Source organism: Pseudoclavibacter sp. RFBA6, assembly GCF_002931575.1.
GTDB classification, from domain to species: domain Bacteria; phylum Actinomycetota; class Actinomycetes; order Actinomycetales; family Microbacteriaceae; genus Pseudoclavibacter; species Pseudoclavibacter terrae.
Window position 1 is genome coordinate 454,288 of the sequence record NZ_PSUA01000012.1, and the last position, 20,253, is coordinate 474,540.

Below are 20,253 nucleotides of genomic sequence, written 5' to 3' on the forward strand. Positions count from 1 at the left end.
ACTCATCCTAGGTCGCCTCGGCGCTGTGCGGGCGTGGCACTCGCTCAGCCTGGACCCGGCCTCCTAACCTGGACCCATGGCTGAGCTCTCGCTGGAACTCGCGGCACTTGCCGTGGCCGCTGTCCCCGACCTCGATGTGGCTGCGGCCCTCGAGCACACGTACGGGGCGCACGGCGACTTCGACGCCGCCCTGCTGACCCTCACGGACGGCGAGACGATCATCGCCCGGCGCCCGACCTCGTCGGCTGCTGCGCAGGAGCAGCTGGCCGACGTGCGCGCGCTGGCCGTGCTGACGCCAGGGATGCGCAGCAGGCTCCCGTTCCAGGTGTCCGAGGTGCTCGGCAGCCTGGCCGATCAGCGCGAGCGGGTGGCCGTGTACACGTACCTGCGCGGGATCCCCGCCGACCAGGATACGCTCGAGCCCGGCACGCTCTTCCTCGTGAGCCTCGGTCGTGCCATCGCCGCCATCCACTCCCTCCCGAAGGGGCCGGTCGAGGCCGCTGGCATGCCGACGCTCACCGCGCCGGAGGCGCGGCAGGCGGCGGCGCAGACGATCGCCCGAGCGAAGGAGACCGGCCGTCTCCCGGTGACGCTCGATCGCCGGTGGTCGGCAGCCGTCGACGACGACTCGCTCTGGCAGTTCCAGCCCACGGTCATCCACGGAGCGCTCGGGCTCTCTTCGATCATCACCGACGGCAACCAGGTGCGCGGTGTCCTCGGCTGGAGCGACCTGCGCGTCGGCGATCCGGCGCGAGACCTCCACTGGATCTCGTCCCTCGATGGCGCCATCGCTCGCGGGATTCTCGATGAGTACACGGATGAGGCCCCTGGGACCGTGGACCGGCAGCTCCGCCAGCGCGCACTGCTCTACGCGGAGCTCGAGCTCGCCCGCTGGCTGCTCCACGGCGTGGATGCGAGCGACGCGGAGATCATCTCCGACGCGGAGGGGATGCTCGACTCGCTGGTCGACCGCATCCACCGTGCGCCGGCTCAGCCGCTGGTCCACGAGACGCTTCCGGTGCTCGATATCGCCGAGGTGCAGGAGCTCTTGAAGGAGGCTGCGGGTCGCCGCCCGACGCACCAGTCTGCCGCGCAGGACACTGGGAGCGCCGTGCTCACCGGTCTGGTGCACAGGGCCGACTCTGGCGTGCCCGCCGACGTGCATCCTGACGACAGCCCGGAGGTCGACGTCGATCACGCAGCCGAGGATGACCTCGACGACGACACTCCCCCGAACGACTTCATGCGGACGGATTCGCGGCGCTGAGCGCGGCTTCCGCTTCTGCGAGCAGCCGCTCGAGCTCGCGGCGCCCCGTGACCTCCGGGACCCGGACCTCGTCGCCCTCTCGGACGTAGACGAGCACGGCATCGATGAGCTCGGGGGCGATGCCGGTGTGCTCCGAGTAGGCGAGCGTGTAGAGCGCGAGCTGCAGCTGACGCTCCCAACGGGCGCTCTCGCCGCTTGGCACGCGACCGGTCTTCCAGTCGACGACCTCGATTCGGCCGTCGTGCTCGAAGACGGCGTCGATCTTGCAGACGACGGTGCGGTCGCCGAGGCGGAACTCGATGGTCTGCTCCACGAGTATCGGGGTCCTGTGCGGCCACGGCGTCTCGAGGAACGCGTCCTGCAGGCGTTCGAGTTCGGCGAAGTCGGCACCTGAGGCGTCCGCGAGGCTGCCCAGTGCCGCGTCTTCCGTGCCGAAGATCTCGGCCATGCCGAGGAGGTCTCCGCCGACGTTGGGCGCGGCGTAGTGCGCTTCCACCCAGGCGTGGAACATCGTCCCGATGCGGGTCTGCCTGAACGGCTTCTGCGGCATCGGACGTCGCAATTGCGCCGCGATCTCGGCGGGATCGGTGACGAGGTCCTTGAACTTCGAGGCCGCGAAACGTGCCGGGAGCTGGATGTTCGTCACCGTGTTCCGATCGGCGCGTTCCCGGAGGAGGAGGTCGATGCGCCGATCGAGCACTTCGTCTGGGATCGTCGCGTCGTGCTGCGCTCTGGCGACGGCCCCCGAGAGCTCGTCGACTCGTCGACGACGGGCCTCCGTGAAGGGCTGGTGCGGCCACGCCACGCTGTCGGCGGCGAGTGACGTGGGCGCATCCTCGAGCGTGTTCTCCGGAGGGGCCTCGATGATGCCCGCGTCGGCGAGCTCGCTGACGAAGACCGAGACCTTCCGTGGCGCCTTGTGGATGGCGCTCCAGTAGGAACCCGTGATGAGCAGCTCGTGGCGCGCACGCGTGTAGGCGACGTAGGCGAGTCGACGTTCCTCGTCGTCGTTGCGCTCCCTGATGCGCTCCTTGAGGTCGACCATGAGGTCCGCGAGTTCCTTCTGCGACTCAGCTTCCCGCCAGGGCAGCGCTGGCCGGTCGTGGGCGTCGAGCAGGAGCTCGTAAGGGATGGCGCCCCTCCGGATCCAACCGAGGCCTTCGCGTGATGAGCTCGGCATCTCCCCCTCGACGCTGCGTGGCACGGCGACGAAGTCCCACTCGAGTCCTTTGGAGCCGTGGATGCTGAGCAGCTGCACAACTCCTGGTTCGGCCTGCTCTTGGACGGGGGCGAGCGTGTCCTCGCCCGCGGCGATCTCGACCCAGTCGAGGAACGTGCCCAGGTCGGCATCCGGCTCGGCGGACGCGAATGACGCGGCCGCCTCGACGAACGCGTCGAGGTTGCCCACTCTGGCGATGTTGTCCGGGTTCGCGGTCACCTCGAGGTCGAGACCCATGATCGAGATGGTGGCGTCGACGAAGCTGGTGATCGGAAGTCCTGAGTTTCGTCGGAGCTCGGAGATGAGGTCGTTCACCCTCGGGATGCGGCGAAGCGCCTCGTCGCTGAGCCCGGTCAACCAGGTGTCCGGCTCGTCACGCCTGGCGGCGCCGCGGATTCGAGTGGCGAGGAAGTCGAGGGCCTCCTGCAACGGCACCTCGTCGTCACCGGTCGCGAGTTCTCGCCGGCTGGCGCGGACGTCGTCTGCGAGGGCCGCCATGGTGACGTCCCGGTTGGCGAGGCGCCGCGAGATGTCGTGGATGACCTTCACGTCGGCGAGGCCGAACCGGTACTTCGCGCCGACGAGCAGCCGGAGGAGTTCGTTGCCGGCGGTGGAGTCGTGCGCGACGCGCATGGCACAGCGGAGGTCGACGACCTCGGGTGACGAGAGGAGCCCGCCCAAGCCGATGACCCTGTTGGGGACCCCAGCACGGGTCAGGGCCGCCGAGAAGAGTGGCAGGAGCTTGCGTGCGCGGAGCAGCACGGCACCCGAGGGCGGTCTCGTCTCGCCGCGGCCGCTGCCACTGCCACTGCCACTGCCACTGCCGACAATGCGGTCGCGCATCCAGGTGGCGACGGCATCCGCCTCATCGTCGAGTGTCTCGGGGAACGCCAGCGAGACGGTGCCTGCAGCCGCTCCCGGACGCGTACCGAGCTGGGTGACACCGGGGTCATCGGCCTCAGGGAGCCTGGAGGCGACCTGGTTCGCTGCGTCGAGGATGCGTGCGTCGTTTCGCCAGGAGATCGACAGCTGGAAGGTGGGCTCTTCGGCTGGCGGTGCGATCCGCGTCCGGAAGTCGCGGTGGAATCGCCGCATGTTGCCGGGGCTCGCGCCTCTCCACCCGTAGATGGACTGCTTCGGGTCACCGACCGCGAGGACCGGGTGATCGCCGAAGATCGTTCCGAGGAGGCGAGTCTGGCCGACGCTCGTGTCCTGGTATTCGTCGAGGATGACGAACCGGTGCCTGCTGCGCAGCTCCGCGACGACGGCTGGCGTGCCCGCGCAGATCTCTGCCGCGAACGTCACCTGGTCGGAGAACTCGATGAGCCCTCGCTTGCGCTTCTCGAGCTGGTAGCGCTCGGCGAGCGCTACGAAGATCGGCAGCTCCTCCAGGATGGCGACGGCGTCGGTGACCGGCTTGCTCGGCGTATTGCCCTTACCTCGACCCGGCAGCTGACCGACGCGCCGGAATTCGGCGACGAACGCGTCGCACGCGTCGGCGGTGAGCTGGTTGTCTCTCATCGCCCTCGCGACGTTGAGCGCGAGGGCTGTGATGGCGGCGAGCTGCAGATCGAGCGAGCTCAGGCGTTCGTCGTCGCTCGCGAGCACGACGCTGCGCATGAGCGCGAATGCGGTCATCTCGTCGACGATACGGGCGTCCGGCTCCTGTCCGATGAGGAGGGCGTTCTCCGAGAAAACGCGGTTCGCGAACGAGTTGTAGGTCGAGACCTCGGGGGTAGCGAACTCGTCGCCGCCGACCAGCCCTTCGCTGCGGAGCCGGGCGAGGGCCAGCTGCACCCGTTCACGGAGCTCCCCCGCCGCCTTCCTGGTGAAGGTCAGACCGAGGATCTCGGTGGGATGCACGCCCTGAGCGGCCACGAGCCAGACGATGCGCTGCACCATGGTCTGGGTCTTGCCGCTGCCGGCTCCGGCCATCACGAGACTCGGCACGGGGGGCGCTTCAATGACGCGACGCTGTTCCGGGGTCGGTTCGAGCATTCGCGACGGGTCGTTGTCGGCGAGTGCCAGCGCGATGTCGCCGTGCGTGACGGCTCCTGCGGGCCAGGTGTGCGTCATTCGGTGACCTCCGGTGCGGCGTGCAGCGCGCACGCTCGTCCGCCACCGAACGAGCCGAGGCAGTGCGACTCGAGGTGGGCGAGATAGTGGGCGTCGGCGACGTGGTCGCTGCCTCCCGTCTCATGGGAGGGCTCGGGGATCCCGACCATGCCGAGGGCGACGGTGCGGACGCGGTCGAAGAACTCCGCGGTCGCCGCCTCGTCGAACGGCTGCTGGGTGCGCTCGCTCCACTCGAGTTTCGAGGTCGGCTTCGCGAGGAAGACGAGCTTCGCCTCGTGCACGTCCGCGGCGGGGATCTCTCCTCCCTGATCGCTTCGCGGGGGGAGCTCGACGGACTGGGGCGGACGCTCCACGGGGTCGCTCACCGCTCCCGTCGAGAGGGCGAGCTGGTAGGCGGCAAGCTGCGCGTTTCTGGCCATGGAGTCGTTGGACGGCATCGACTTGCCGGTCTTGAAGTCGACGACATCGACGGAACCGGCAGCGGTGCTCTCGATGCGGTCGATCTTGCCGCGCAGGACGATCTGGGCGCTGTCATCGCCTTCGACGCGCACCTCGATGCTGAATCCACGCTCGGCCCCGAGCAGGGCGCCGCCGCTGAGACTGACGCGGTGCAGGTAGGCGGAGAGGTTGCGAACGAGCTCGTCCACCTTCGCTCGAACCGCCTTCTCCTGCCAGGGCGCGTCGAAATCACTCGAGCGCAGGCGTGCCTGCGCGAAGGCCGTTCGAGCCTCCAAGCTGGGGAAGTCGAACTCGGCGGCCGCGTGCACGATGTTGCCGACGTTCATGCTGTCGCTGGTGCTCCCGCCTCCGTGGGAAGTCACGAACCAGTTCACGCCGCAGTCCTCGAAGCTCTCGATGCTGGACGGCGAGACCGGGATGCTCGCGTCGGGGTCGGACGGGTCGTGCAGTGGCCTGCCGGTGGTCGGCTGCAGGAGTCCGTACCAGTCGGCCGGGTCCGCGCCGGGCACGCCCTCGGCCGCGAGCTTCGCGAGACCAGCTGCGCCGGAGGTATCGACCCCGTCGACGATCGCGGCGCGACGCAGCTCGCCGACAAGGCCGCGCAAGGTCAGGGATGCGAGCGCGGCCTGCCCTGGCGCTGCGGCCGAGTCGTTCCACGAGGTCGACGACAGCAGGAAGAACGGCGACAGCGCGCTGTCCTCACTCTCCTCAGCGGTCAGGAGCAGCCATTCTGAGGACCGGGAGGCGGCCTGGGCGAACATGCGTCGCTCGTCGTGCAGCACCTCGAGTCGTCTGTCCACGAGATCGCGCGTGGTGTCGATGCCTCGTTCGAGCTCCGCGAGCTGACCTGCCCCGAGCAGCGAATCGCGGAGACGAAGGTTCGGCCAGACACCGTCTGAGAGCCCCGCGACGACGACGACTCGGAACTCACGCCCGAGCACAGCGGCCGGAGTCGTGACGGTGACCGTGCCGCCGTGCGTGCGACTCGCGAGGGAGTCGGCGGTGACCTCGCTCCCAGTCCACTGCAGGATGAAGTCGTGGATGCCCGCGTCTGGCTGCCGCTCGACGAAGCGCTTGCCCACGTCGAAGAGCGTGACCAGGGCGTCGAGGTGAGCACCGATCTGCTCCGCTCGCGGCCCCGACCCCAGCGCCGCCTCGCGCCACGGTCTCGCGAGGCCGAGCCGCTCCCACACGGCGAACAGGACCTCGTCGGCCGCGATGCTGCGCTGCTGGCCACTCGCGGCTTCGATCTCGGCCGCAACGGCGCGGATCACCGAACCCAATTGCTGGAGGGCCCTCGTAGCGCTGCGCCCGCTTGCGGAGCCGCCTGTCGCGAGCAGGCGCTCGAACGTCGCCGAAGCTGGCGCGTCCGGGTCGGTCAGGAGGCGGAGCCCGGCAACGCGGGAGACGGCCTCGACGAGCAGCTCGTCGGCGGCACGGTTCCCCCCTGCCGCGATCTCGTCCAGTCGCAGGGCTCGCCGGACTCGCCGCAGTTGCACGGGATCGATAGCGAAGACGGGTGAGGCGGCGAGCTCCTCGATGGCTTCCGGGGTGAGTTCATCAGCCCCGCTCGCGATGGCCGCAAGACGAACCACTGCCTGCACCGCCTTGTCTCTCGCCGCGGGAAGAGCCTGTGAGGAACTCGTCGGCACCTCGAGCTTCGCGAGCTGCCGTCGCAGCGACTCGATGCTGCCGCCGCGGCGCGTGATGACGGCCATGTCATCCCATGGCACGTCGTGGAGAAGGTGCAGCTCGCGGAGGTAGTCGGCGATCCCGCGGCACTCGGCCGCAGCCGACATGGCGGAGAAACGGGCCACCGTGGGCGGGGCGGCTGGCGGTGGGGAACCTGCCAGGGCCGCCGCCGCGCGGTGTCCGGATTCACGCTGCACGCCGATGCCCTCGGTGACGCGTCGAACGAACGCTCTGAGTTCCGCACTCCCTCGATGCACGGTGCCGAGGACCAGGCGAATCGGCGCCTCGAGCGCGCCGCGCGTCTCTCCCCGCCAGTCTGCCGCCAGTTCCGGTCTCGAGCCGCGGAAGCCCCCCGTGGTGATGTCGGGGTCGCCGAACGAGACGATGCGCACTCCCCGCAAGGCGAAGGCCGCGAGGAGCCTTCGCCCTGACTCGGTGAACTCCTGGACGTCATCGACCAGGAGCAGCTTGAGCTCCGCGAAGGCATCGAGGCTTGCCGCGGAGTGAACGAGACTCGCCGCCTCGAGCACGATGCCAGGGGTGTCGAAGGCGTTCGGCTTCGCCTGCTCGATGCTCTCGCGGAACTGTCGGGCGACCACGGCGGCACCCGACCACACGGGCCTGAGGTGGGCGAGCTCCTCGAGGCGCTCCGGAGTGACGTCGTACTCCGACATCGCGGTCAGGAGGTCGCGCAGCTCGGCCCTGAACCCTCGCAGCCCGATCGTCTCGGGTGTCACGGGCGAAGCCCACTCGATGGGTGCGGCGTGCAGCCGCTCCGGGACCGTCGCGGCGCGTGCCTCGAGGTCGCTCTGGATGAGCTCGGCCAGGATCGTGTCCTCGTCGGCGCCGGTGAGCAGCTGTGGAGCCTGCAGGCCGCGCCGTGCGCGGTCGGCACGCACGATCTCGAAGGCGAGCGACTCCGGCGTGCGCGCCATGGCACCTGGCGTGCTGACCGCGAGCCGCTTGGCGATGCTCTCGCGCAGGCGTGCGGCACTCCGACGGTCGGGGGTCAGGGCGAGCACCTCGGTGGTCCGGAGGCCGTCCACGAGGACACGCCGCGCGAGCATCTCGATGAGCGTCGTCGTCTTCCCGGAGCCCGGGGCACCCACGACACTGAGATGCGACGCATCGTCGGCCTCGAGGACGGCCATCTGCGTGGCATCGAGGAGCACCGCATCGAGCACTGGTCCGGAAGTCATGCAGTCACGGTATCCCGGGGCACCGACATTCGACGCGCAGCCATGGCCGCAGTCCGGCGTGCGCAGCACGCGTTGCGCCCACGGCGAAAGACCCGGCGAATGCGCGCGAGCCCAGCGGCCTGCCGGTAGCCTTGCCAGACACCCGTTCGCATCCGAAAGGCGCCAAGTGGAAGTTCGCATCGGCATCAAGCACGCCCCACGAGAGCTCTCGTTCGAGACCGATCTCACCAAGGACGACTTCGAGCGCATCATCGAGGAGGCAGTCGCGAAGGAAGCGGCCATCGTGAAGCTGCACGACTCGAAGTCTCGCTCCTACCTCGTCGCGACAGAGAACATCCTCTACGTGGAGCTCTCCGGCGACCAGGCTCGCCGCGTCGGCTTCATCGCCTAGCCCACCACCATGGAACTCATGTTCGCGGGCCTCGCGGGAATCCTGCTCGGTGTGGCCGTGCAGTTCGCGGCGCCCCACCGGGCCACGCGGGGCCCCGTGCTCCTGCCGGCGCTCGGCGGCATCGTCGCGCTCGTGACCTGGCAGGCGCTCACGTGGCTCCAGGGCCCAGCGCCATGGCTTGCTTACGACGGCGGCTGGATCTGGGTGATCACCCTCGTCGTCGCCGCGGTCGTGACCATCGCCGTGGGCTGGTCGCTGAGCGCTCGCCGCCAGCACGATGACGACGACCTCCTGCACCGTCTCAGCCACCTCGGTCGCGCGCAGACGACCACGTAGGCCCGTCGGGCTCCGCTCGCAGCAGACGATCAGGCCCCCGTGTCCTCCGACACTCCGACTGGAGTGGCGAGAACCGGGGGCCTTCGTCGTGCCCGGCTACCGGGCCACGGTCGTCCGAGTCCGTCAGGCAGCGAGCCCAAGCGTGTTCATCCGGCGGGAGTGGCCGGCATACAGCACCGACGCGAGCTTCTCGAGCTGCGCTTCCCCGTCGGGGACGAGGTCGTCTCCACTCGTTCCGAGCGGCACGTCGAGGGCCAGTCTGATCGCAAGCACGGTGTCGCCGACGATGCGCCGCCCCCACATCGCGAGTCGGTCGCCGAGGCCGTCTTCGTAGTGGATGGCCGCCTCGATCACCGGCAGCAGCTGGTCCCGCTCCGCGTCCGTGATGAAGACGGGCGCGAGGGCCGTCCGGTAGCGATCGCCGCCCTGTTCGGCCACTTCCCCGAAGAAGTCGCGGAAGAAGCCGGACGAGAGGTGGCAGCTCAGCAGACGCTGCGCCCAGTCGTGCCCGAGGACTCGTTCCGGGTAGCCAGAGAAATGCTCGGCAGCCTCGCCGATGCGCGTGATCGAGCTCTGCTCCGCAGCCGCCTCTGCACCGCCGAGCAGGGCCCTGTGCCGCTCGAGCGCGGCGTTGGCGGCCGCTCCGATGTGCTGCTTGTTGGCAAGCGCGGGCGCTTCGTTGACGATGGCCGACAGCTCCTGGAACAGCAGCAGCTCGAGGTACGCGGCGCGCGCGACGAGCGCGTCGACGGGAACCAGCAGGTCTCCCAGCGACGTCGCTGGCTTCGGCGCGGATGCCGGGGTGGCGTCATCCTGGGATCGGTCTCCGCTGCGCCTTCCGAATACTGGCTTCACACGCACATCCTATGTGCCACACGAGTCCGCCCAGGTGCAGCTCCCGGTCGGTCCTCGTCAGCCGATCTCAGCCCCCGCCGATGCCGAGAGGAGCGGAAAGCAGCTATTCGCTAGACTGTGGCGATGCCGCGACCGCGGCCGTTCGGCGCCCTTCGACTTCCCGGGCGCATCCCACAACTGCAGACAGGGCGTTTCACTCGTGAAGTTCTCCGACCTTTCCATCGATGCCGACATCGTCTCGGCGCTCGAGGGACACGGCATCACCGAGCCGTTCCCCATCCAGGAGCAGACGATTCCTCTCGCGCTGAGCGGGCAGGACATCATCGGCCAGGCCAAGACCGGTACTGGCAAGACCTTCGGCTTCGGCCTCCCCCTCATCCAGCGGCTCGGCCTCGACCCGGCCCACGGCGTGCAGGCGCTGGTCGTCGTGCCCACCCGCGAGCTCGCGGTCCAGGTCTACGAAGACCTCGAGATCGCCGTCTCCGGCCGCACCACGACCGTCGTCCCGATCTACGGCGGCAAGGCGTACGAGGGCCAGATCGAGCAGCTCAAGGCCGGCGCCCAGATCGTCGTCGGCACCCCGGGCCGTCTCCTCGACCTCGCGCAGCAGCGCATGCTCAACCTCTCGAACGTGCGCGAGATGGTGCTCGACGAGGCCGACAAGATGCTCGACCTCGGCTTCCTCTCCGACATCGAGCGCCTCTTCGCGCAGACGCCGGCGACGCGCCACACCATGCTCTTCTCCGCGACCATGCCGGGGCCGATCGTCGCCCTCGCCCGTCGCTTCATGACGAAGCCGATCCACATCCGCGCGACCGATCCGGATGAGGGCATCACGCAGGCGAACATCGAGCACGTCATCTACCGGGCCCACCCGCTCGACAAGGACGAGATGATCGCCCGCATCCTGCAGGCCGAGGGCCGCGGGAAGACCGTCATCTTCACGCGCACCAAGCGTGCGGCGGCGAAGCTCATGGAGGAGCTCACCGACCGTGGCTTCAAGGCCGCAGCCGTCCACGGCGACCTCAACCAGGAGCAGCGCGAGCGTGCCATGGCGGCGTTCAAGGCCGGCAAGAAGGACGTGCTCATCGCGACCGACGTCGCGGCTCGCGGCATCGACGTCGACGACGTGTCGCACGTCATCAACCACACGATCCCGGAGGATGAGAAGGCCTACCTCCACCGTGTGGGCCGCACGGGGCGCGCCGGCAACACCGGCATCGCCGTGACCTTCATCGACTGGGACGACCTGCACAAGTGGGCGCTCATCTCGAAGGCGCTCGAGCTCGGAGCGGAGGAGCCCGTCGAGACGTACTCCTCGTCCCCGCACTTCTACGCCGACATGCGCATCCCGGAAGGCACGAAGGGCCGCATCGCGGCGCCGAAGCGTGAGGTGCAGTCGCCAGGCAGCCGCCACAGCTCGACTGAGCGCGGCGAGCGCGGCGGCTCGTCGACGCGAGGCTCGTCGGAGCGGCCAGCTCGTTCACGCTCGCGTCGCCGCAGCGACGACTCGACTGCCGCTCCAGAGGGCCAGGCGCCCGCCGCCGAGACTGCCTCGGGCGAGCAGCCTGCCGCCGAGGCGGGAGCAGAGCGCCCAGCTCGCCGTCGTCGCCGCCGTCGCGGCGGTGGAGCGGGCAGCGAGTCGGGCGCTTCCCGCCAGGAGTCGCAGCCCAGCGAGTAGTCGCAGGACAGCGAGCACCCGGAGCGAGACGAATCGATCGCTGCACGAGTGCAGACGGCGCCGAGCATCAGCTCGGCGCCGTTCGCGTTCCCGGAGATTCGGCCGCCCGTCGACGGTGTCGGGATGGTCAGAGCGAGCTCGCCCCGCCGATCACGGGCTCGCTGCCCGTCGCCTGGTCCAGGATCCGCTGCAGCTGCTCGGGCGCGGTCATGTTCTCGCCGAGTCGGTTCGGTTTTCCCGCGCCGTGGTAGTCGCTCGACCCCGTCACGATGAGGTCGTGCTGAGCCGCGATGTCGAGCAGGAGTCGCCGGCTCTCCGCGTCGTTCTCCCTGTGGCCCACCTCGAGCCCGCCGAGGCCCGCCTGCACCAGCTGCTCGAGGACATCGTTCGCCATTCCCCGCTTCCCCCTCGACCCCGGATGCGCGAGCACGGGCACCCCACCGGCCCTCCGGATGAGCCTGACGGCGTCGAACGGGCTCGGCGCGTAGTGCGCGACGTAGTAGCCGCCCCGCCAGTGCAGGATGGTCTCGAACGCGGCGACACGGCTCTCGACGATGCCCTTGGACACCAGCGCGTCCGCGATATGCGGACGGCCGACCGTGGCGCCGGGCTCGGTGACGGCGAGCACGTCATCCCAGTTGAGGTCGTGGTCGCCGCCGATCATCTGCACCATCCGCTCGGCGCGCGAGACTCTGGACTCTCGCACCTGCTGCATCTCGGCCAGCATGACCTCGTTCGCGGGGTCGATGAGGTAGCCGAGCACGTGAATGCTCGCGTGGTTCAGCTGGGACGAGAACTCGATGCCGGGGATGAGCGTCACGCCGGTCTCCCGCGCCGCGACGCTGGCGTCCGCCCAGCCCGCCGTCGTGTCGTGGTCGGTGAGGGCGATGACGTCGAGACCGGCCCTCGCCGCCTGTCGCACGACGTCACCAGGCGACTCGGTCCCGTCTGAGACCACCGAGTGGGTGTGGAGATCGATGCCTGGAGTGTCAGAGGGCGTCATGCTCCGATCAAATCACAGGGGGTGCGGAAGTGAATGCCACGCGCCTCCCAGCCTCTCTTCGGCTCTGGGGCTACGCTGAGGCGGTCATGCCGCGCAGCTCTTCACACCCCAGACGTTCCTCTCTCGCCGGCCACCGTGCAGCGGGGATCCTCCTCGGGCTCGTCGCGCTCGCCGCGGCGATCGTGCTCGGCTGGCCGCAGCTGCTCGACCTGCAGCGCGCGCCGTTGGTGGCCCAGGCGATCTCGTTCCGGCTGCCAGTGGCGATCGGGGCGACGGCGATCCTGCTGCTCCTGCTCATCCCGGTCCTCGCCTCCCGGAAGGCGCGCGCGGTCCTCGGGATGACCGCTCTGGTCATCGCCCTGTTCGTCGCATCGACGGTCGGCGTGCTCTTCGACCGGGGCCTGGGTGCGCCCCTCGCCGCGAGCGACTCGCCGGGCAGCATCAACATCCTGAGCTGGAACACGCGCGGCGACGCTCCCGGCTCCCCCTCGATCGCAGAGCTCGCCGTGGAAGTCGGCGCGGATGTCGTCGTGCTGCCGGAGACGACCGAGGAGCTGGGCGTGGAGATCGCCGCTCAGATGTCCGAGGCGGGCTCACCCATGTGGGTGCACACCCAGACGATCGACGAGGACTACAAGGCCACGTCGACGACGCTCCTCATCTCCCCGGACCTCGGCGACTACGAGGTCGTCACCGATCGCGGTGACACGAGCACGCTTCCCACGGTCATCGCGGTCCCGGTCGACGGCAGCGGCCCCACGATCATCGCGGCACACCCCGTCTCGCCGACGCCGGGCAACATGGACGCGTGGAAGGCCGACCTCGACTGGCTGGCGACGCAATGCACGAGCAACACGATCGTCGCCGGGGACTTCAACTCGACGCTCGACCACCTCTCGGGGCTCGGAGACGGAGGGTCGGGCCAGCTCGGCTCGTGCGCGGACGCGGCGCTGGCGACGAACAACGGCGCGGTGGGCACCTGGACCGCGGGAGTCCCTCCGCTGCTCGGCGCGAACATCGACCGCGTCATGGCGACGCCGGAGTGGAGTGTCACGGGCTTCGAGGTGATCGTGTCGCGCGACGAGGCGGGCAGCGACCACCGCCCGGTGTTCGCGCAGCTGTCCCCGTCGTCGCTGAGCTGACGCGGTCTCGCCCCGAGCGCGCCACGGCGAGTGACCGCGTCGTCCAGTTTTCCGCGCGACAATGGTGGGGTGACTACCTCCGACCGCTCCCGCACCCTGTCCGCCACAGCACCTGCCACAGCATCCGCCACGGAGGCGGCGTCGGCCGTGGAAGAAGGCGCGCAGGCCGTCGACGCACCTGCCAACGAGAACCGCAGCACGACGCCCAGGAGCGACGCGTTCCGGTCGCAGATCATGCGCGGCTGGGCGGAGCGGGACGAGCCGCTGCCGGAGGCCCGAGTGTCGGTGCCCACGGCCGCTGCCCACCGGGATGCGATCTCCGCACGTCACCGGGGCGCGCGACTCGTCATCCCAGCGGGGAGTCTGAAGCAGCGCTCGAACGACACCGACTACCGTTTCCGAGCGCACTCCGCGTTCTCGCAGCTGACGGGGTGGGGCTCCGACGCCGAGCCGGGGGCCGTCCTGGTTCTCGACCCCGTCGACGATGGCCACGACGCGACGGTGTACTTCCGCGAACGCGCCGGCCGCGACAGCGACGAGTTCTACGCGAACTCCGAGATCGGTGAGTTCTGGATCGGCCCACGTCCATCGCTCGCGCAGACGGCCGCCGACCTCGACGTCGCGGCTCGGGATCTCGCCGAGTTCTCCGAGCTCGGTCTGGTGACGGACGCACGCACGCTCGTGCTTCGCGAGGCCGATGCAGCGCTCACGGCGCGAGTCGACGAGGCTCGGCGCACGATGTCGCTCCCCGATGCCGAGTTCGACGAGCTCCTCGCCGACGACGCGCTCCTCGCCCAGGACCTCAGCGAGCTCAGGCTCGTGAAGGATGCCTACGAGATCGGCCAGATGCGCGAGGCCGTCGCGGCCACGGCCGCGGGTTTCGACGACATCGTCGCGGCACTGACGCAGGCGTCAGCCCACCCGCGCGGGGAGCGGATCGTCGAGGGCGTGTTCCAGCAGAGGGCGCGCCTCGAGGGCAACGACGTCGGCTACGACACCATCGCCGCCTCCGGGAGCCACGCCTGCATCCTGCACTGGACGAAGAACACCGGTGCGGTGCGCGCGGGCGAGCTGATCCTCGTGGATGCGGGGGTGGAGGTCGACTCGCTGTTCACGGCCGACATCACGCGGACGATCCCGGTCACGGGACGGTTCAGCGAGGAGCAGCGCCTGGTGTACGAGATCGTCCTCGAGGCTGCGGATGCCGCGTTCGCGATCGTCCGCCCAGGGATCACGTTCCGCACGATCCACGACACGGCGATGGAGGTCATCGCCAAGCGCACGCAGGAGCTCGGCATGCCCCTGGGGGTCGGCGAGACGGACCCCGCCGAGCAGCTCTACCGCCGCTACATGGTGCACGGCACGAGCCATCACCTCGGCATCGATGTGCACGATTGCGCGAAGGCGCGCCGCGAGCTCTACCTCGACGGCGTGCTCGAGGCGGGCATGGTGTTCACGATCGAGCCCGGCCTGTACCTGCAGCCGGACGATCTGACGGTGCCGGAGCAGCTCAGGGGCATCGGTGTGCGCATCGAGGACGACATCCTCGTGACGGCCGACGGCGCCGAGAACCTGTCGTCAGCCATTCCGCGGACGGTCGCGGATGTGGAGTCGTGGTTCGCGAGGCTCCATGGCGAGTAGCGGCGGGGCCGCTGGCTCAAGACGTGCCGTTGGGCCCCGCACGTCCCTGGTCCACCTGCTTGGCGCGCTTCTCGCGCTCGAGCCGCCGCAGCTCGGCCTGCGCTTCTGAGTAGGTGCGGCGGGGCGCTGCGGGGGCAGCTTCGGTGTCTGTGCTCGCCGCGTCAGCCGCTGGCGCCGGCGAGTCGAGCCCGGGCTGCTGCACGGCAGGTGCGGCCGTCGGAGCCTGCAGCGGCGCCTGCTGAGCCGGCATCGCGCCGGCAGGTGCCTGCTGTGTGCCGAGCAGCCCGCGCGCCTTTCCGGCGTGCTCTCGGGGCACGACCACATCGAAGTGGGTCGCGACGACCTGCATGACCGAGGTGAACTGCCGACGCTGCGGGTTCGCCGCGTATCCGATGACGCTCCAGATGACGGAGAAGCCGATCGCGACGGGCAGGATCGCGATGAGGGTCTCGAATCCGACCCCCGGCGTCACGATGAGCACGAGCAGCCCGACGAAGAGACCGAGCATGACGCCCGTGCCGACTGCACCGAGTGCCGCCTTGCCGAACGACATCCGACCGGTGACGCGCTCGACGGTGCGCAGGTGGCTGCCGAGGATCGAGACCGTCGAGACCGGGAAGTCCTGCTTCGCGAGGCCGTCCACGACTGCGCGTGCTTCCTCGTAGCTCTCGAGGCTCGCGATCACGTCGCCATCTGGGACCTTCGGGAACCGACTGCGCGCGCCACGTGTCGTCGTGCCTGGGGTTGTCATGCCGCCATTCTCTCAGCACGCCCTTCGGAAACGTGGCCGCCCAGTCACATGTTCGCTATCGGCTGGCGAGCGGTCGCGGGCGACTACCATTGGTCCGTGAGCGTCTCCAAGGTCTTTACAGCGCGACTTTCCGCGTGCCCCGTCTTCGATGAGGACGGCGACCGTATCGGCAAGGTGCGCGACGTCATCGTCGAGTACCGCGCAGCGCACTCCCCGCGCGTCAACGGGCTCGTCGTCGAGACGAAGAGCAAGCGCCTCATCTTCATCCCGATCCGCCAGGTCGAGTCGATCGGCTCTGGGCAGATCGTCGTGAGCGGTGAGATCGACTCGCGCCCGTTCGTGCAGCACGGACAGGAGGTGCGCGTGCTCGCGGACCTCGCCGACCGCTCCGTGACCTTCAACGACGGGACGGCGACTGGCACGATCGAGGACGTCCAGATCGAGGAGGACGCGCAGGGGTACTGGAACGTCGGCCAGCTGTTCGTGCGTCTCCCTCGCAAGAGCAAGCAGCTCTTCGGCACCGGCCCGACCCGCTTCGCGACCTGGGACGAGGTCACTCCGGAGGTGACGATCGGCGAGCAGCAGGCGGCGACCCAGTTCCTCACGGCTCACTCCGACATGAAGCCGAGCGACTTCGCGACCGCGCTCCTCGATCTGCCGGATGCACGCCTCAAGGAGGTCGTGAGCATGCTGCCGGACGAGCGGCTCGCGGATGTGCTCGAGGAGATGCGGGAGTCCGACCAGGTGACGATCATCGAGTGGCTCGATGAAGAGCACGCCGCCGACGTGCTCGACAAGATGCAGCCGGATGACGCCGCCGATCTCGTGGCCAAGCTGGACGCGGTCAAGAGCGAGGCGCTCCTGCAGCGCATGGACCCGGAGGAGGCGGAAGAGGTTCGCATGCTCCTCGAGTTCGCACCGGACACCGCTGGTGGTCTCATGACCACCGATCCCGTCATCCTCCCCGGGGATGCCACGGTGGCAGAAGCGCTCGTGCTGATCCGTCGGAAGGACCTCCCTGCGGCCCTCGCGACCAGTGTCTTCGTGACGCTCTCCCCCTACGAGCCGCCGACTGGCAGGTACCTGGGCCTCGTGCACTTCCAACGGCTCCTCAGATATCCGCCGCACGAGCGCCTCGACACCATCCTCGACCGCGAGATGGAGCCGGCGCCGACGACGATGCGCGACGCCGAGGTTGCTCGCGTGCTCGCCAGCTACGACCTCGTCGCGCTGCCCGTCATCGACGAGGCGCACCGCCTCGTCGGCGTCGTGACGATCGACGACGTCCTCGATCACCTCCTGCCAGAGGACTGGCGACAGGTCGACGCGGAGGGCGAGGTCGTGCCCAGCCGCGTCTCGCAGCGCGTCGGCACGAAGCGTGCGGTCACCGCCCCCGCGAACTCTCCAGTGGTCCGGAGGACTCATGGCACGTCGTGAAGACGATCTCGAGCGCCCGAAGGTCAAGGGGCTCCACCTGCGTCGGCCGCGCCCGAAGCCGAGGCGCGACTCTCGTGGAGATGACTCTGAGAACCGCGACCACGAGCGCAGCGATGCGTTCGGCCGCGGCATGGAGGCCTTCGCCCGAGCCATGGGCACCCCCGCCTTCCTCGTCGGGCTATCGCTGTTCGTCATCTTCTGGGTCGTGTGGAACTCGATGGCGCCCGTCGAGCTGCGCTTCGACTCGGCCGACCTCGGCTTCATCGCCCTGACGCTCATGCTCTCGCTCCAGGCGTCCTACGCGGCCCCCATGCTGCTGCTCGCCCAGAACCGGCAGGATGACCGCGACCGCGTGCAGATCGCGCAGGACCGCCAGCGTGCCGAGCGAAACTCGGCCGACCTCGAGTACCTCGCGCGCGAGATCGTGGCGCTGCGCGTCCTGACCAAGGATCTGGCCTCCAAGGACTTCATCCGGGCCGAGCTGCGCGCTCTGCTCGAGGACATCGAGGACCTCGACGATCCCGATGAGGAAGGCTCCGAGACCATCTCGCGCGAGGAGCAGCGAGTCAGTGACTCCGCGAGGCGACGTGCGGAAGCCATCCGGGACAGGAAGCGCGCTGCCAAGTCGGCAGAAGAGCAGGTGTGAGCGGCGTGACCGTCGCTGACGCTATCTGGGGCGCGCTCGGCGCGGTCAGCGACCCTGAGCTGCGTCGACCGCTGACCGAGCTCGGCATGATCGAGCGTGTCGACGAGCGCGAGGACGGGTCGTTCGAGGTCGAGCTCCGCCTCACGATCGTGGGCTGCCCGGCTGCCCGCCAGATCGAACGGGACGTCCGGACTGCGATCGAGTCGGCGATCGACGGTGCGCCATACGAGCTCCTGGTGGGCGTCATGACGCGGGAGCAGCGGACCGCTCTCACCGAACGACTGCGCGGCTCGCGGGCCGGACGCGTGCATCCGTTCGGCAAGGACTCGCTGACGCGCGTCATCGCCGTGACGAGCGGCAAGGGCGGCGTCGGGAAGTCGACGGTGACGGCGAACCTCGCCGCGGCATTCGCTCGACGAGGGCTCAGCGTGGGTCTCATCGACGCGGACGTGCACGGATACTCGATTCCGGGCCTCTTCGGTTTGGGGGACGATGTCTCGCCCACTCGGGTCGGCGACATGATCGTGCCGCCTGAGGCGCACGGGGTGAGGCTCATCTCCATCGGCATGTTCCTCGGCGACGACGCGCAGGTGGTCGCCTGGCGCGGGCCGATGCTGCATCGCACGATCGAGCAGTTCCTCACCGACGTGTACTTCGGCGACCTCGACGTCCTGCTGCTCGACCTGCCGCCGGGAACCGGTGACATCGCCATCTCCCTCGGGCAGTTGCTGCCGGGCGCCGAGGTCGTCGTCGTCACGACGCCCCAGGCCGCAGCGGCCGAAGTCGCCTGGCGCTCGGGAGCGCTTGCCAGGAAGACCGGCCAGCGCGTCGTCGGCGTCATCGAGACGATGTCGCCGTTCGCTACGGCCGACGGCGAGCGTGTCGCCCTCTTCGGAGAGGGCGGTGGAAGAGCCGTCGCTGATCGTCTGAGTGAAGACGGCTCCCCCGTCGAGCTGCTCGCCGAGGTCCCCGTCAGCCAGTCACTGCGCGAGTCCGGCGATGCGGGCACGCCTCTGCTGTGGCAGTCTCCGACCACTGCGGCGGGCATCGCCCTGCAGCGGGCGGCGGATGCGCTGCTCGCGCAGCCGAGAGGGCTCAGCGGCCGCAGGCTGCCCGTGTCGCTGGTCTAGAGCGGCCAGCCGGCCGACATCCGGCGCGCCGACCTCGGGGAGCGTCGGTGGGCGTCAGGATCAGGTGGCCTCGACGTCGAAGGGCACTGGCCCGACCACGGCGGGAGCGGGAGCGGCGCCCGCTGCCCAGCTCGGCCGCGACGCACCGCCGACAGCGGCGGCCGCTCCGCCGGCGGCCAGCGCCGCGGTGGTCGCAGCCGCTCCTGTGGAGGTCGCCTTCGCGGCAGCTGCCTCAGGGGCGACGGGCTCGTCTTCAGCGAGGAGCGCATCGCGGATGATGCGGCGAGGGTCGTATTGTCTGGGGTCGAGCTTGCGCCAGTCGACGTCCGCGAAGTCGTCGCCCATCTCCTCTTTCATGCGCGACTTGGCGTTCGTGGACGCGCCACGAAGCCACTTGACCGCATCAGCGAGTCGCTCGGCAGCTTTCGGGAGCTTGTCGGGACCGATGATGAAGGCCGCGATAATGCCGATCAACAGCAATTTCTCAAACGTCAGCCCAAACACCGTCCCATCATAGGCTCTGGTCTGCGCCAGGACGGCACTCGAGGCACGCCAGCTGGGGCCCCGCTATGGAGGGCCCGCGGTCCAGGCCGACGCTAGTCTTGAAGAATGTCTGAACTGGAGCTCAGCTCGCGCTACATCAACGAGCGGATCGTGGACGATACCCTCGTCCGGGATGCTCGTCAGCTGACGCTCGAACTCGGGCTCCCTCTTCCTTCGGCGGCAACCGCCGCCCACCTGACATTCCTCGCCGCCGCCACCGGCGCCTCCACGATCATTGAGATCGGCACCGGTGCGGGGGTCCTGACCCACGCGGCCTGGCGAGGCGCGCCGGGCTCGACGATCACCTGCATCGACGCTGAGCCCGAGTACCTCGGCCACGCTCGTCGTCTGCTCATCTCTGCGGGCGCGCGGGGGGCGAGCCTCCGATTCATCACGGGCCACCCGCAGGATGTGCTCCCCCGCATGACGGAGGGCGGGTATGACCTCGTCGTCATCGGCGGCGACGTGGCACACATCGGCGCGCACCTGCAGCACGGACTCCGGCTCATCCGCCCGGGCGGCACGATCGTGGCCCTCGGCGCGCTCAACGGCGGCAAGGTGGCATCCCCGGCACGTCGCGATGCGCTGACGAGCGGACTTCGCGCGCTCTACGCCGAGTTCGACCTGCAAGACGACCTGCGGCTCTCCCTCCTGCCCCTCGACGGCGGGATCCTGCAGCTCACGAAGCTGCGCTGAGCAAGACGGCCCCGAGTCGGCACAGCAGAAGAGTCGGCACAGCAGAAGGGCGCCGACCGAATGGTCGACGCCCTTCTGCTTCGTGCGGA

General features: G+C 69.4%; 16 protein-coding genes. 10 read left to right on the forward strand and 6 right to left on the reverse strand.

Translation table 11 applies throughout. The annotated features are described in order from the left end of the window. Positions 1-76: 76 nt before the first annotated feature. Complete coding sequence (locus C5C17_RS12130; RefSeq protein ID WP_104253618.1) at positions 77-1,267, forward strand: phosphotransferase; 1,191 nt, start codon at positions 77-79, stop codon at positions 1,265-1,267. On the opposite strand, the gene C5C17_RS12135 is transcribed toward C5C17_RS12130, so the two are convergent. Both C5C17_RS12135 and C5C17_RS12140 read right to left on the reverse strand, forming a co-directional pair. Next, the gene (locus C5C17_RS12135; RefSeq protein WP_104253619.1) at positions 1,242-4,562 is read right to left on the reverse strand and encodes an ATP-dependent DNA helicase; all 3,321 of its coding nucleotides are present in this window, start codon (positions 4,560-4,562) and stop codon (positions 1,242-1,244) included. The genes C5C17_RS12130 and C5C17_RS12135 overlap by 26 nt on opposite strands. Then, on the reverse strand, positions 4,559-7,912 hold the full coding sequence (locus tag C5C17_RS12140) for a UrvD/REP family ATP-dependent DNA helicase (protein ID WP_181028579.1): 3,354 nt from the start codon (positions 7,910-7,912) through the stop codon (positions 4,559-4,561). The genes C5C17_RS12135 and C5C17_RS12140 overlap by 4 nt, the downstream gene beginning before the upstream one ends. Positions 7,913-8,078: 166 nt before the next feature. Between C5C17_RS12140 and C5C17_RS12145 the strand changes: the two genes are divergently transcribed. Together C5C17_RS12145 and C5C17_RS12150 are read left to right on the forward strand one after the other, a co-directional pair. Beyond that, the gene (locus C5C17_RS12145) at positions 8,079-8,303 is read left to right on the forward strand and encodes a DUF3107 domain-containing protein (protein WP_104253871.1); all 225 of its coding nucleotides are present in this window, start codon (positions 8,079-8,081) and stop codon (positions 8,301-8,303) included. A gap of 9 nt (positions 8,304-8,312) precedes the next feature. Further along, the gene (locus tag C5C17_RS12150; protein WP_146079169.1) at positions 8,313-8,639 is read left to right on the forward strand and encodes a hypothetical protein; all 327 of its coding nucleotides are present in this window, start codon (positions 8,313-8,315) and stop codon (positions 8,637-8,639) included. A 123-nt stretch (positions 8,640-8,762) separates the two neighbouring features. Here the strand turns inward: C5C17_RS12150 and C5C17_RS12155 are convergent, their stop codons facing one another. Beyond that, positions 8,763-9,494, reverse strand: a complete 732-nt coding sequence (locus C5C17_RS12155) for a ferritin-like fold-containing protein (protein ID WP_181028580.1) — start codon at positions 9,492-9,494, stop codon at positions 8,763-8,765. Positions 9,495-9,693: 199 nt separating this feature from the next. Between C5C17_RS12155 and C5C17_RS12160 the strand changes: the two genes are divergently transcribed. Then, positions 9,694-11,175, forward strand: a complete 1,482-nt coding sequence (locus C5C17_RS12160; RefSeq protein ID WP_104253623.1) for a DEAD/DEAH box helicase — start codon at positions 9,694-9,696, stop codon at positions 11,173-11,175. 127 nt (positions 11,176-11,302) lie between these two features. On the opposite strand, the gene C5C17_RS12165 is transcribed toward C5C17_RS12160, so the two are convergent. Next, positions 11,303-12,178 carry a PHP domain-containing protein gene (locus C5C17_RS12165; RefSeq protein ID WP_104253624.1) on the reverse strand — a complete coding sequence of 292 codons (876 nt, stop codon included), beginning with the start codon at positions 12,176-12,178 and terminating at the stop codon, positions 11,303-11,305. Positions 12,179-12,264: 86 nt separating this feature from the next. Between C5C17_RS12165 and C5C17_RS12170 the strand changes: the two genes are divergently transcribed. Then, a complete protein-coding gene (locus C5C17_RS12170; protein ID WP_104253872.1) occupies positions 12,265-13,320 on the forward strand; it encodes an endonuclease/exonuclease/phosphatase family protein in 1,056 nt (351 codons plus the stop codon). 69 nt (positions 13,321-13,389) lie between these two features. Next, a complete protein-coding gene (locus tag C5C17_RS12175) occupies positions 13,390-14,961 on the forward strand; it encodes an aminopeptidase P family protein (RefSeq protein WP_258066186.1) in 1,572 nt (523 codons plus the stop codon). Between the two features lie 16 nt (positions 14,962-14,977). On the opposite strand, the gene C5C17_RS12180 is transcribed toward C5C17_RS12175, so the two are convergent. Beyond that, positions 14,978-15,712, reverse strand: a complete 735-nt coding sequence (locus C5C17_RS12180) for a general stress protein (RefSeq protein ID WP_104253626.1) — start codon at positions 15,710-15,712, stop codon at positions 14,978-14,980. Positions 15,713-15,808: 96 nt separating this feature from the next. Here C5C17_RS12180 and C5C17_RS12185 point away from each other — a divergent pair, with 96 nt between their 5' ends. From C5C17_RS12185 to C5C17_RS12195, 3 genes are read left to right on the forward strand one after another with little or no spacing between them, the layout of a single operon-like run. Continuing rightward, positions 15,809-17,149, forward strand: a complete 1,341-nt coding sequence (locus C5C17_RS12185) for a magnesium transporter MgtE N-terminal domain-containing protein (protein ID WP_104253873.1) — start codon at positions 15,809-15,811, stop codon at positions 17,147-17,149. Then, a complete protein-coding gene (locus C5C17_RS12190) occupies positions 17,136-17,795 on the forward strand; it encodes a DUF1003 domain-containing protein (protein WP_104253627.1) in 660 nt (219 codons plus the stop codon). Before C5C17_RS12185 ends, C5C17_RS12190 begins: the two co-directional genes overlap by 14 nt. A 5-nt stretch (positions 17,796-17,800) precedes the next feature. Then, positions 17,801-18,925: an Mrp/NBP35 family ATP-binding protein gene (locus tag C5C17_RS12195; protein WP_104253874.1), complete on the forward strand. Its 1,125-nt coding sequence runs from the start codon at positions 17,801-17,803 to the stop codon at positions 18,923-18,925. Positions 18,926-18,985: 60 nt separating this feature from the next. Here the strand turns inward: C5C17_RS12195 and C5C17_RS12200 are convergent, their stop codons facing one another. Further along, a complete protein-coding gene (locus C5C17_RS12200) occupies positions 18,986-19,399 on the reverse strand; it encodes a Sec-independent protein translocase TatB (RefSeq protein ID WP_374953911.1) in 414 nt (137 codons plus the stop codon). Between the two features lie 135 nt (positions 19,400-19,534). Between C5C17_RS12200 and C5C17_RS12205 the strand changes: the two genes are divergently transcribed. Then, positions 19,535-20,164, forward strand: coding sequence for an O-methyltransferase (locus C5C17_RS12205; protein WP_104253629.1), 630 nt, complete (start codon positions 19,535-19,537; stop codon positions 20,162-20,164). Positions 20,165-20,253: the final 89 nt, after the last annotated feature.

Coding starts and splice junctions, on each gene's coding strand:
- C5C17_RS12170 (WP_104253872.1), top strand. CDS start 12,265: ATGCCGCGCAGCTCTTCACACCCCAGACGTTCCTCTCTCGCCGGCCAC.
- C5C17_RS12190 (WP_104253627.1), top strand. CDS start 17,136: ATGGCACGTCGTGAAGACGATCTCGAGCGCCCGAAGGTCAAGGGGCTC.
- C5C17_RS12150 (WP_146079169.1), top strand. CDS start 8,313: ATGGAACTCATGTTCGCGGGCCTCGCGGGAATCCTGCTCGGTGTGGCC.
- C5C17_RS12205 (WP_104253629.1), top strand. CDS start 19,535: ATGTCTGAACTGGAGCTCAGCTCGCGCTACATCAACGAGCGGATCGTG.
- C5C17_RS12180 (WP_104253626.1), bottom strand. CDS start 15,712: ATGACAACCCCAGGCACGACGACACGTGGCGCGCGCAGTCGGTTCCCG.
- C5C17_RS12140 (WP_181028579.1), bottom strand. CDS start 7,912: ATGACTTCCGGACCAGTGCTCGATGCGGTGCTCCTCGATGCCACGCAG.
- C5C17_RS12130 (WP_104253618.1), top strand. CDS start 77: ATGGCTGAGCTCTCGCTGGAACTCGCGGCACTTGCCGTGGCCGCTGTC.
- C5C17_RS12165 (WP_104253624.1), bottom strand. CDS start 12,178: ATGACGCCCTCTGACACTCCAGGCATCGATCTCCACACCCACTCGGTG.
- C5C17_RS12135 (WP_104253619.1), bottom strand. CDS start 4,562: ATGACGCACACCTGGCCCGCAGGAGCCGTCACGCACGGCGACATCGCG.